Source organism: Archangium sp., from assembly GCF_036389735.1.
In the GTDB taxonomy this organism is placed as follows: Bacteria; Myxococcota; Myxococcia; order Myxococcales; family Myxococcaceae; genus Archangium.
This window is the reverse complement of record NZ_DASVWK010000261.1, coordinates 1-12,835: the sequence shown is the minus strand read 5'-3', so window position 1 is coordinate 12,835 and position 12,835 is coordinate 1. Positions and strand designations below refer to the sequence as shown.

Annotated in this window: 9 protein-coding genes; 7 read left to right on the top strand and 2 right to left on the bottom strand. The window is 66.0% G+C overall.

From position 1 onward, the window contains the following. Positions 1–704, bottom strand: a 704-nt coding sequence (locus VF794_RS09445) for an ArnT family glycosyltransferase (protein WP_331108933.1), incomplete at its 3' end; no start/stop codon positions are given. 163 nt (positions 705–867) lie between these two features. Between VF794_RS09445 and VF794_RS09440 the strand changes: the two genes are divergently transcribed. The 6 genes from VF794_RS09440 (at position 868) to VF794_RS09415 (ending at position 9,530) form a co-directional block, all read left to right on the top strand. Continuing rightward, positions 868–1,761 (top strand): tetratricopeptide repeat protein, encoded by an 894-nt coding sequence (locus tag VF794_RS09440; protein WP_331108931.1) that lies wholly within the window; start codon positions 868–870, stop codon positions 1,759–1,761. Positions 1,762–2,259: 498 nt separating this feature from the next. Beyond that, on the top strand, positions 2,260–4,326 hold the full coding sequence (locus VF794_RS09435; RefSeq protein ID WP_331108929.1) for a serine protein kinase: 2,067 nt from the start codon (positions 2,260–2,262) through the stop codon (positions 4,324–4,326). Between the two features lie 14 nt (positions 4,327–4,340). Beyond that, on the top strand, positions 4,341–5,450 hold the full coding sequence (locus tag VF794_RS09430; RefSeq protein ID WP_331108928.1) for a DUF444 family protein: 1,110 nt from the start codon (positions 4,341–4,343) through the stop codon (positions 5,448–5,450). A gap of 24 nt (positions 5,451–5,474) precedes the next feature. Further along, a complete protein-coding gene (locus tag VF794_RS09425) occupies positions 5,475–6,968 on the top strand; it encodes a SpoVR family protein (protein WP_331108927.1) in 1,494 nt (497 codons plus the stop codon). A gap of 137 nt (positions 6,969–7,105) precedes the next feature. Continuing rightward, positions 7,106–8,275, top strand: a complete 1,170-nt coding sequence (locus VF794_RS09420) for a peptidoglycan DD-metalloendopeptidase family protein (RefSeq protein ID WP_331108926.1) — start codon at positions 7,106–7,108, stop codon at positions 8,273–8,275. A gap of 172 nt (positions 8,276–8,447) precedes the next feature. Then, a complete protein-coding gene (locus VF794_RS09415) occupies positions 8,448–9,530 on the top strand; it encodes a class I SAM-dependent methyltransferase (RefSeq protein WP_331108923.1) in 1,083 nt (360 codons plus the stop codon). An 18-nt stretch (positions 9,531–9,548) separates the two neighbouring features. Here VF794_RS09415 and VF794_RS09410 read toward each other — a convergent pair whose 3' ends face one another. After that, a complete protein-coding gene (locus VF794_RS09410) occupies positions 9,549–10,136 on the bottom strand; it encodes a TIGR02265 family protein (protein WP_331108921.1) in 588 nt (195 codons plus the stop codon). Between the two features lie 299 nt (positions 10,137–10,435). On the opposite strand from VF794_RS09410, the gene VF794_RS09405 reads away from it, so the two are divergent. Continuing rightward, positions 10,436–12,835: glycogen/starch/alpha-glucan phosphorylase (locus tag VF794_RS09405; protein WP_331108919.1), on the top strand; the 2,400-nt coding region annotated here is incomplete at its 3' end.

The window sequence follows — 12,835 nt, the reverse complement described above, 5'->3', positions numbered from 1 at the left end:
AGACCGAAGCCCACGGCGCGGGTGAGGCCGGCCACCCGGTCCTCGCCCCACAGCAGCAGCCCCACGCACAGCAGCGGGATGAACATCCACGCGTCATAGCGGGTGGCGCACGCCAGGTTGAGCACCACCGCCGCCCCGAAGATGGGCCCCAAGCGGTTCTCGTCCAGGCCCTCGGCGCAGAGCGCGAAGACCCAGAGCATGAGGAAGAGCGAGAGCGACTCGCTGGCCGCCGTCGTGGACATCTGGAGGTGCATGCCCCAGACGCAGAAGGCCAGCGAGGCCCACACGCCGGCGCGCCAGTCGAAGAGGCGCCGGGTGAGCGAGAAGAGAGGCACCACCGCCAGCACCCCGAAGAGCAGGCTCACCAGCCGGCCCGCGAGCGCCTTGTCCGGCACCACCTTCAGCACGGCGCCCACGAGGTACAGATGCAGGGGCCCGAACTGGAAGGCCCCGTCCGCATAGGAGGTGATGAGGTGAGGGGCGCGCGCCCAGCGCTCGGCCAGCTCCGTGCGCGCCACCGCGTCCCCGTAGAAGTTCTCGTTGAAGGGCATCAACAGCAGGCGCGGTAGCAGCGCCGCGGCGATGAGAAGCCCCAGCAGCAGGCGGGAACTCGGCTCCGCGAGCGGCTCCGGGACCGCGGAGAGCGCGGGCGTGGAACCAGGGGGAGCGGCGGGAAGGACGGGGGCGTTCGAAGCGGACGACATGGAGGGCGCGGAGAATACGCAGGCCCGGCCCAAAGCCAAGCGGGCATCCCGAAAAAGGGGGTCTTTCAGGACCCACCAGCTTGTCTGCTCGCCTGGAGCTCGTGCTAGCGTGCGTCCCGCCCAAGTCAAGCTGGGCCACTCTTAAACGGGGGATTCACCACACATGCTTTCGACTCGTTCTCTGCGTCACATCGTCCTGGCGCTCGCCACCACGCTCGCGGTGGGCTGTGCGCCGTCCCTGAAGGTCAACGTCCTCCAGCCGGCCCGGGTGAACCTGGGTGCCGCCAAGCGGCTGACGGTGGTTCAGACCGAGGGCCGCAAGGGCGCCCGCGACTTCATGCTCGATGAGCTGACCCGCCAGGCCCGCGGCGGAGGCTACTTCCAGGTGGCGGACCGCTCCGACGAGGGCATCGTCGTGAAGGTGGCCGGTCGCTCGGTGCAGATCATCAACGCCGGCAGCGGTCCCGCCCAGAGCCAGGACGAGATCGGCCTGCGCATCGACGTCAACGACTGGGACGCCGAGAAGAAGACGGAGATCGTCAAGGGCACCGACAGCAAGGGCAACGCCACCGAGCGTGAGGAGAAGTTCTACGAGGCCAAGACGGTGGTGAGCGTCACCGCCTTCAACGCCGCGGGCAAGGCGATGCTGGCCGAGCAGGAGTACGAGACCACGGGCCGTGGCGAGGACAAGGACCAGGCCATCGGCAACGCGGCGCGGGCGCTGGTGAGCCGCATCCTCTACGACATCACGCCCATGTACGTGCAGAAGTCCATCCGCATGGACGGTGACGACAAGGCGCAGAAGCCGATCATCGAGGTGGCGCGTAACGGCAACGTGCCGCGCGCCATCACGGAGATGGAGGCCTACGTGCAGGGCAACCCGCAGAACCCCGCGGCGCTCTACAACCTGGCGGTGCTGCTGGACGCCTCGGGCAAGTACCCGGAGGCGCTGGAGCTGTACACCAAGGCCATCTCGCTCTCGGCCAAGGACTACTACGTGGACATGAAGGCCGAGTGCGCCCGCCGCCTCGCCAACCAGCAGGCGCTGTCGCAGTAAGCCGCCGCTGAGTCGCACCCACCGGGCCGTCGCCGGGGCACCCTGCCCCCGGTGGCGGCCCGGGCGTGTTTGGCCGTCCGCGATGCGCATTCCCTTGGCGAGGTGGAGGCCGTGGCCCACCGCGCGCCGACATGTAGAGCAGGCAGGGACCCTGCCCCACAGCTGAACGTTCAATTTCCACCCGTCCCCTCGTACCTCAGTTCACTGATGACCGACGGACGTGCGACTGCCTCACGTGCGGGAAGGGCCGTCCTTATAATGGAGTGTGCCTTTTCACCCCGTGGAGGCGGGGCACGATGCATCGGCATCGCGCTCCTCCGACACGAGTTGCCACGCGGTCCCACCCCGCGGCGGGGTCCCGAAAGGGCAGGACAGGCAGTCGTGTCGCCTGGGACCCGTCGCGGGGGGTGTGGAATTGGGCGTGTCCACCCCCAGGTTCAATTTTGGGCCCTCTAAAGGCGCGGAAATCCCGCGCTCCGGGGCGGCCGAGGGAGCAACATGAAGGACGTCGAGAACAAAGGTTCGTGGATCGCGAAGATCGCCGCGTTCCAAGACGTGAAGACCTACGCGGAGCTCCACTGGGAGGGCTCGTTCGAGGACTACCTCGAGATCGTCCGCAAGAACCCGAAGGTCACCCGCACCGCCTTCCAGAGGATCTACGACATGATCCTCAGCCACGGGAAGTCGGAGTACATCGACAACAAGAAGAAGCTCACACGCTACCACTTCTTCAGTGACGAGAAGTTCGGCGGCCGCGACGCCATCTTCGGCCTGGACGTGCCGTTGATGAAGCTCGTCAACGTCTTCAAGTCGGCGGCCCAGGGCTACGGCACCGAGAAGCGCGTCATCCTCCTGCACGGCCCGGTGGGCTCGTCCAAGTCCACCATCGCCCGCCTGCTCAAGAAGGGCCTGGAGGAGTACTCCCGCACGCCCGAGGGCGCCGCCTACACCTTCTCCTGGCTCACCGAGAAGAAGGGCCCCGACGGCTCCACGGTGCGCGAGAAGATGAAGTGCCCGATGAACGAGGAGCCCCTCAACCTCATCCCCCGCGAGTGGCGCGGCCGGGTCTTCAGCGAGCTGTGCCCGCCGGAGAGCGGCTACACCATCCCGGATGGCAGCGAGCTGTGCCCCGCCTGCCGCTTCGTCTTCAAGGAGCTGATGACGCAGTACAAGGGCGAGTTCTCCAAGGTCATCGACCACATCCGCGTCAACCGCCTCGTCTTCAGCGAGAAGGACCGCATCGGCATCGGCACCTTCCAGCCCAAGGACGAGAAGAACCAGGACTCCACCGAGCTCACCGGTGACATCAACTACCGGAAGATCGCCGAGTACGGCTCGGACTCCGACCCGCGCGCCTTCAACTTCGATGGCGAGTTCAACATCGCCAACCGCGGCCTCATCGAGTTCGTCGAGGTGCTCAAGCTCGACGTGGCCTTCCTCTACGATCTCCTCGGGGCTTCGCAGGAGCACAAGATCAAGCCCAAGAAGTTCCCCCAGACGGACATCGACGAGGTCATCATCGGGCACACCAACGAGCCCGAGTACAAGAAGCTCGAGAACAACGAGTTCATGGAGGCCTTGCGCGACCGTACGGTGAAGATCGACATCCCGTACATCACCAAGCTCAGCGAGGAGGTGAAGATCTACGAGAAGGACTTCAACTCCCGCGCCATCAAGGGCAAGCACATCGCTCCGCACACGTTGGAGATGGCCGCCATGTGGGCCGTCCTCACGCGCCTGGAGGAGCCCAAGAAGCACAACCTCTCGCTCTTGCAGAAGCTCAAGCTCTACAACGGCAAGACGCTGCCCAACTTCACCGAGGACAACATCAAGGAGCTGCGCAAGGAGGCCAGCCGCGAGGGCCTCGAGGGCATCAGCGCCCGCTACATCCAGGACAAGATTTCCAATGCCCTGGTGAGCGACAAGGGGGAGGGCTGCATCAACCCCTTCATGGTCCTCAACGAGCTGGAGGCCGGTCTCAAGGGCCACTCGCTCATCAACAACGAGGACTCGCGCAAGCGCTTCAAGGAGATGCTCACCTCGGTGAAGCAGGAGTACGAGGACATCGTCAAGAACGAGGTCCAGCGCGCCATCAGCGCCGACGAGGACGCCATCGGCAAGCTGTGCGGCAACTACATCGACAACATCAAGGCCTACACCCAGAAGGAGAAGGTCCGCAACAAGTACACCGGCCTCTACGAGGAGCCGGATGAGCGCCTGATGCGCAGCATCGAGGAGAAGATCGACATCCCGGACAGCCGCAAGGACGACTTCCGCCGGGAGATCATGAACTACATCGGCGCGCTCGCCGTGGATGGCAAGAGCTTCAACTACCGGACCAACGAGCGGCTCCACAAGGCGCTGGAGCTCAAGCTGTTCGAGGATCAGAAGGACAGCATCAAGCTCAAGAACCTCGTGTCCAGCGTGGTGGACAAGGAGACCCAGGAGAAGATCGACCTGGTCAAGGACCGGCTGATGAAGAACTCCGGGTACTGCGAGATCTGCTCCACGGACGTGCTCAACTTCGTGGCCAGCATCTTCGCGCGCGGTGACGCCAAGGAGTAGGCAAGGAGGCCAACGTGTCGCTGCGGATCCACCAAGACCACTCGCGCTTCAAGCAGATCGTCCGGGGGAAGATCAAAGCCAACCTGCGCAAGTACGTGCAGAAGGGGGAGATGGTCGGGAAGAAGGGGAAGGATTCCATCTCCATCCCCATCCCGTTCATCGACATTCCCCACTTCAAGTACGGCCACAAGGAGCAGGGGGGCGTCGGACAGGGAGATGGTGAGGTGGGTCAGCAGCTCTCCCCGGGCTCGGTACAGCCCGGGGACGGGCACCAGGCCGGTCAGGGAGAGGGCGACCACTCCCTGGAGGTCGACGTCACCCTCGATGAGCTGGCGCAGATTCTGGGGGAGGAGCTCCAGCTCCCCCACATCGAGCGCCGGCACAGCGAGAAGATCGTCACCCAGAAGATCAAGTACACCGGGGTCAACACCACCGGCCCCGAGTCGCTGCGTCACTTCAAGCGCACCTACAAACAGGCGCTCAAGCGGCAGATCGCCATGGGGACGTATGACCCGAACCGGCCCATCATCGTGCCCACGCGCGAGGACCGGCGCTACCGCAGCTACAAGCTCCAGGAGCTGCCGGACACCAACGCGGTCATCATCTACATGATGGACGTGTCCGGCTCGATGGGTGACGAGCAGAAGGAGATCGTCCGCGTCGAGAGCTTCTGGCTCGATACGTGGCTGCGCCACCAGTACAAGGGCCTGGAGTCGCGCTACATCATCCACGACGCCGTGGCGCGCGAGGTGGACCGGGACACCTTCTTCCACACCCGGGAGTCCGGCGGCACGATGATCTCCAGTGCCTACAAGCTGTGCCGGGACATCATCAAGGCGGACTACCCGAAGAGCGCGTGGAACGTGTACCCGTTCCACTTCTCCGACGGCGACAACTGGAGCGCGGATGACACGCGCCAGTGCATCGAGATGCTGCGCGAGGACATCCTCCCCGGCGTCAACCAGTTCGCCTACGGCCAGGTCGAGAGCCCCTACGGCAGCGGTCAGTTCATCAAGGACCTGCGCGAAGCCATCGGGGATTCCAACAATGTCGCCTTGAGCGAGATCGCGGACAAAGACGCGATCTACGCCTCCATCAAGGATTTTCTCGGCAAGGGCCGTTAGGCCTCTCGCCCCCTGGAGCTCGCGATGCCCAAGAGCCTCACCCCGAGCCTGTCGAAGTTGAAGGAGGAGATCGAGGGCTATGCCCGCGGGTTCGGTCTCGACTTCTTCGAGACCATCTTCGAGGTCGTCAGCTACGACGAGCTCAACATGGTGGCCTCCTATGGAGGCTTCCCCACGCGCTACCCTCACTGGCGCTGGGGCATGGAGTACGAGCAGCTCTCCAAGGGCTATGAGTACGGGCTCAGCAAGATCTACGAGCTCGTCATCAACAACGACCCCTGCTACGCGTACCTGCAGGAGAGCAACTCGGACGTGGATCAGAAGCTCGTGATGGCGCACGTGTACGGCCACTGCGACTTCTTCAAGAACAACTTCTCCTTCCGCCACACCAACCGCCGGATGATCGACGACATGGCGAACCACGCCACGCGCGTGCGCCGGTGGATCGACAAGATTGGCGTGGAGAAGGTGGAGGACTTCATCGACCGGACGCTGTCGCTGGAGAACCTCATCGACCAGCACGCCCCGCACATCCGTCGCAACCCGGACCCCAAGCGGGCCGAGGACGAGATGAAGTCCAACGAGCGGGTGGAGGGCTTCAAGGTGGACCGCGAGTACATGCGCGGCTTCATCAACCCCTCCGAGTTCCTCGACAGCCAGCGCCAGAAGGTGGAGGACGAGAAGCAGCGGGCCAAGAAGTTCCCCGAGCGCCCCCAGCGCGACGTGCTGCTCTTCCTGCTGGAGCACGCCCCGCTCGAGCCGTGGGAGTCGGACGTCCTCTCCATCATCCGCGACGAGGCCCACTACTTCGCCCCGCAGGGCCAGACGAAGATCATGAACGAGGGCTGGGCCAGCTACTGGCACTCCACGATCATGACCCGGCGCGCGCTCAAGGATGAGGAGATCATCGACTACGCGGACCGGCACTCGGGCACCATGGGGACCCGGCCCGGGGCGCTCAACCCGTACAAGCTGGGCATCGAGCTGTGGCGGGACATCGAGGAGCGCTGGAACAAGGGCCGCTTCGGCAAGGAGTGGGACGAGTGCGATGACCTGCGCGCGCGCCGCTCCTGGGACAAGAAGCTGGGCGCGGGCCGCGAGAAGATCTTCGAGGTGCGCAAGCACTACAACGACATCACCTTCATCGACACGTTCCTGACGCCCGAGTTCGCGATCGATCAGAAGCTGTTCGTCTACGGCTTCAACGACAAGCGCAACTCGTGGGAGATCCTCGACCGAGAGTTCCGCAAGGTGAAGAACAAGCTGCTGCAGGGGCTCACCAACTTCGGCCAGCCGATCATCGAGGTGGTGGACGCCAACCACGAGAACCGGGGCGAGCTGCTGCTGGCGCACAAGCACGACGGGCAGGACCTGAAGGGGGACTACGCGCGCGAGACGCTGCGCAACCTCCAGTCGCTGTGGCGGCGGCCCACCTGCATCATCACCAAGTACGACAACAAGGGCATGATGCTGCGCTTCGACGGCACCAACCACACGGAGAAGAAGATAGACCTCTGATTTTCCACCGTGCCGCAAATGCACAGCGCTCCTGAATCCTGGAGCCCGAGCGTGCAACCGAGCCCCCGGCGGGACGCGGAAATGTTCCGCCGGAAGTTGGGCACAGGCCTGTAGCTCTCCTAGACTGCGCGAGCCCCATGAGACTCGCCGCTACCGTTCTGTGCCTGGGTGTGCTGCTGGCCGCCCCGTTCGCCGAAGCCTCCACCGCCTACACCGTGAAGAACCGCCGCATCGAGCCCAACCAGCCGATGGCGGTGGCACTGCAGGAGGCGGGGCTTCCGCCGGAGCAGGTGGGGGCGCTCATCTCCGCGCTGGAGGGCGTGTTCGACTTCCGCAAGTCGCGGGTGGGCGACCAGTTCCGCCTGGTGATGCGCGAGGGCGTGCTGGACTTCTTCGACTACCGGCAGAGCGCGGTGGACGAGTGGCAGGTGCGCCGCGACGGCGACAAGTTCGTCGGCAGCAAGCGCTCCATCGAGGTGGAGAAGCAGATCGGCCTGGTGTCGCTGGAGATCAACAACTCGCTGTACGAGGCGGCGCTGGCCGCGGGCGAGGATCCGGTCATCGGGATGGTGCTGGCGGACGTGTTCGCCTGGGACATCGACTTCTACCGGGACGTGCGCCGGGGAGACCGGGCGCGGGCGCTGGTGGAGAAGTTCGTCTCCAAGGGCCGCATCCTGCGCTACGGCGAGGTGCTGGCGGCGACGTACGAGGGCGAGTCGGTGGGCACCAAGCGCGTGTTCCGCTACGAGCTGCCGGACGGCAAGGCGAGCTTCTTCCAGGAGGACGGGGCGAGCGCGCGCAAGGCCTTCCTGAAGAGCCCGCTGAAGTACGCCCACGTCACCAGCCGCTTCGGCAGCCGCGTCCACCCGGTGCTCAAGTACGTGAAGGCGCACAACGGCGTGGACTACGCGGCCGCCATCGGCACCCCGGTGTGGTCCGTGGCGGACGGCACCGTCACCGTGGCGCACAACACCGGCGCGGGCGGCAACACCGTCTGCGTGCGGCACGCCAATGCCTTCGAGACGTGCTACCTGCACCTGTCGAAGTACGGCGCCGGGGTGCGCGTGGGCGCCCGGGTGAGCCAGAAGCAGGTCATCGCCTACTCGGGCAACACGGGCCGGAGCACCGGCCCGCACCTGCACTACGCCCTCAAGCGCAACGGCGGCCACGTCAACCCGCTCAACCAGAATTTCCCGCGCACGGAGCCGCTGCCCAAGAGCCTGCTGGCCGACTTCAGCGCCAAGGTGGCCCCTCTGGCGCGGCAACTGGACACCGTCTCGGTGGCCGCCGTGGACGCGCGGAAGTAGGTTCTTCCCGGGATGTCCGCCTGACCTCGGCTGTAGGGTCGGCGGCGCCCTCCGTCGGGAAGGCGCGGGAGGTGCGAGCAGCCCCCCCTCCGCGCCGCCCGACCTGTCTGATAGGATGGGGTGTTCCTCGCGTCGTGAGCAGTGCCCCCCCACCCTCCTCAAGACAGATCGAATGTCCGCTATCGCCGAATTCATCAATACCGCCGAAGAGCTCCACCGCGGGCTCGCTCAGCTCAGCGATGAGATGCAGCAAGGCCTCCCGGAGCGTCTGGCGCGCTTCCCGAGAGATCCCGCGCAGCGCCAGCAGATGCAGTTGGAGCAGGCCGCCGTGCTCCAGCGGCGCATCCCCGAGGTCACGGCCTGGCTCGACAGCCTCTTCGCCCGCCTCACCACCCTGGACAGCCAGCTGACGGAGGAGGAGCGCGAGCGCGCCCTGGAGCACCACCGCTCGGCCGTCCAGCCCTTCTTCCTGCAGAGCCCCTTCGTGCGGCGCGCCGTGGACAAGCCCCTGGGCTACCCCGGTGACTACGTCACGGTGGAGATGATCTTCGACACCGAGGATCGCGGCGTCTCCCCGCTGGCGCGGCTGCTGACGCACTACTCCATCAACTGCGGTCCCGGCCGGGCGCACCGGGCGCGCGTGCCCTGGCTGCTCGGCCAACTGCACCGCCACCAGGAGACGCTGGGCAGGCCCCTGCGCGTGCTGTCCTTCGCCTGCGGGCCCGAGCACACGCTGCGCGAGTTCACCGCCCTGGGCGGCACCGGTGACTTCACCCTGTGCGACTTCGACCCGGCCCCGCTCGACTTCAACCGCCGCCAGTTCGAGAAGCTCGCGCGCCTGCCGCGCAACGGCGTGCCGCCGCCGCAGCTGAACATCGTCCAGCTGTCCACCTACCAGTTGCTGCGCCACCGCGACGCCCCGGAGCAGCTGCACAACCCCAACGGCCCCATGGACGTCATCATCGCCGCGGGCATCCTCGACTACCTCAAGGACAACGTCATCGCGCGCTTCCTGGAGACGATGCTCACCCAGCTGGCGCCCGGCGGACTGCTGCTGTTGACGAACCTGCACCAGGAGAACCCCTGGCGCTCCTTCATGGAGTACGTCTGCGACTGGTACGTCATCCACCGCACGCAGGCGGAGTTCCAGGCGGTGTGCGAGGGCCCGCCGTCCCGAGGGCTGAAGACGGTGGAGAACGTGCTGGACGCCTCCTCCGGCACCAACATCTTCTGGGCCGGACAGAAGCAGGGCTGAGCCGTCCGGAGACGGCCCTCAGGTGTACTCCGCCACGTACTGGGCGTGGTTCACCGCGAGGGCCGTGCCCTTCACCTGGCCGTTGCCGCGCATCACGCGCACCGCCTCGGTGAGGGCGCCCTCGTGGAAGTACACCGGCTGCATGTCTCCCGCGTAGTCCAGCCGGAAGCGGCCCGGCCCCAGGTCCTGGTAGGAGCGGTTGCCATAGCTCACCAGCGTGGAATAGACGGTCTGCACCGAGGAGAAGAGCCGCTTGGGATCATTCATCCCGATGAGCTTCACCAGCGTGTGGCCCACGTAGGAGTTGAAGAAGCCCGTCACGGTGGCGGCCCCGCACGCCCGGATCGCGTCCTCCACGGTGGGGAACTGGGGCTCCAGCACGTCCGCCGCCATGTAGAGCAGCCGCAGGAAGTCCGCCGCCGGGTAGGAGAAGAAGTCCACCGGCATCTTGTTCACCCGGAGCTGCTGCAGCATGCGATCCACGCCCGCGCTGCCCGCGCGCTTCTCCACCAGCCCGTACACCGACTTGAAGATGAAGCCGCGAACGGTGTCCTCGGGCTTGCAGATGGCGATCCGCTGAGCGAGATCGTTCTTGTCGCTGGGCATGAGAGAACCTTCCGGGTTCCAGGCCGGGGGCAGGACCTGGATGCTCCTGCTTCCTACCAGAGTCCTCGCGGGATCCGCGAGCACTCTGCGAAGCACGCTCCACTCCGGAAAGACCCGGAAGGGAACCTCCGACAACCCGGGATTCCAGCCGGAAATTCCAGTTCCCAACGCCTCCGCCGGAGCGCCTGCTCGCTCTAGGAGCACGCATTTTTTCTTTCGGTGCGAGCCCCTCCGGCTCGGGCTACCCTGGCGAGCCCCGCTGTTTTCCCCTCCGATTTCCCCTTCGAAGAGCACACCGAATGTCCAACCCCGCACCTGTCGCTCTGCCGCAATCCTCCGCGTCCGACACGCACGACACGGGGCGTGAGCCCAGCCGCACCGGGCTGGATCCGCACAACGTGCGTCATGGCTTCCTCCAGCATGTGCGCTACTCGCGTGGCAAGAACGCCGAGACGGCCACCGCGCACGACCGCTTCATGGCCCTGTCGCTCGCCGTGCGTGACCGGCTCACCGAACGGTGGGTCCGCACCGCGCGCACCTACTACGAGCAGGACGTGAAGCGCTCCTATTACCTCAGCGCCGAGTACCTGCTGGGGCGCGCGCTCGGCAACAACCTCATCAACATCGGCATGTACGAGGCCGCCGAGCAGGCCATGCGCGAGGTGGGCGTGGACCTCACCACGCTCATCGAGATGGAGCCGGACGCGGGCCTGGGCAACGGTGGCCTGGGGCGCCTGGCGGCGTGCTTCCTCGACTCGCTGGCCACGCTCGGCTACCCCGGCATGGGGTACGGCATCCGCTACGAGTTCGGCATCTTCACCCAGGACATCGTCGACGGCTATCAGGTGGAGCGCGCCGACGAGTGGCTGAAGTTCGGCAACCCCTGGGAGATCGTCCGGCCGGAGAAGGCGGTGCCGGTGCGCTTCTTCGGGCGCGTGGAGCACCACCAGGGCGCCGACGGGCGGCCCATGGCGCGCTGGGTGGGCGGCAAGACGGTCGTCGGCGTGCCCTATGACACGCCCATCGCCGGCTACGGCAACAACACCGTCAACACCCTGCGGCTGTGGCAGGCGCGCGCCAGCGAGGAGTTCGACCTGCTCCTCTTCAACGCCGGTGACTACGAGCGCTCGGTGGTGGAGAAGAACGACTCGGAGGTCATCTCCAAGGTCCTCTACCCCAACGACGCCTTCCAGGCCGGCAAGGAGCTGCGCCTCAAGCAGCAGTACTTCTTCGTCGCCTGCTCCATCGCGGACATCGTCCGGCGCTACCTGAAGAACCACACGGACTTCCGCGACTTCCCCAACAAGGCGGCCATCCAGCTCAACGACACCCACCCGGCCATCGCCGTGGCCGAGCTGATGCGCGTGTTCGTGGACGAGAAGCGCCTCCAGTGGGACGAGGCCTTCGCCATCACCCAGGCCACCTTCGGCTACACCAACCACACGCTCCTGGCCGAGGCCATGGAGAAGTGGCCCGCCACGCTCTTCGAGCGCCTGCTGCCGCGCCACCTGGAAATCATCTACGAAATCAACCACCGCTTCCTGCGGCAGGTGCAGATCCGCTACCCGTTCGACCATGAGCGGATGCGGCGGCTGAGCTTGGTGGAGGAGGGCCCGGAGAAGAAGATCCGCATGGCCCACCTGGCGGTGGTGGGCAGCCACAGCGTCAACGGCGTGGCCGAGCTGCACACCAACCTGCTGCGGCGCGACGTGCTGACCGACTTCGCGGAGATGTACCCCGAGCGCTTCAACAACAAGACCAACGGCGTGACGCCCCGCCGCTGGATGGTGTGGAGCAACCCGCGACTGTCCAAGCTCATCACCAGCCGCATCGGCAACGGGTGGACGACGGACCTGGAGCAGCTCCAGAAGCTGGTGCCGCACGCGGAGGATCCCGCGTTCCGCAAGGCCTTCGCCGAGGTGAAGAAGCAGAACAAGGAGGACCTCTCGCGCTACCTGAGGGACCTCTGCTGGGTGAACCTGGACCCGAACGCCATCTTCGACGTGCAGATCAAGCGCCTGCACGAGTACAAGCGCCAGCTGCTCAACGCGGTGCACATCGTGTCGCTGTGGATGAAGGCGCGGCGGGATCCCAGCACCATCGTCGCCCCGCGGGTGTTCCTCTTCGGGGCCAAGGCGGCGCCGGGCTACCACCTGGCCAAGCTCATCATCCGCCTCGTCAACGGCATCGCCGAGGTGGTCAACAGCGACGCGGGCACCACGGGCCTCCAGGTGCTGTTCGTGCCCAACTACCGGGTAAGCCTCGCCGAGCGCATCATCCCGGCCACGGACGTGTCCGAGCAGATCTCCACCGCGGGCATGGAGGCCTCCGGCACGGGCAACATGAAGTTCATGATGAACGGCGCGCTCACCCTGGGCACGCTGGACGGCGCGAACGTGGAAATCCGCCAGGCGGTGGGCGATGACAACTTCTTCCTCTTCGGCCTCACCGCCGACGAGGTGATCGCCCGCAAGCGCGCCGGCTACCGGCCGCGTGACGAGTACGAGCGCAACGTGGAGCTGCGCGAGGCCCTGGACCTCATCTCCTCGGGCTTCTTCTCGCCGGAGGACAAGCACCTCTTCAAGCCGCTGGTGGACAGCCTGATGGAGGAGGATCGCTACCTCGTGCTGGCGGATTTCGCCGCGTACGCGGCCAAGCAGGACGAGGTGGCGCGCGCCTACAAGGACCAGGAGTCCTGG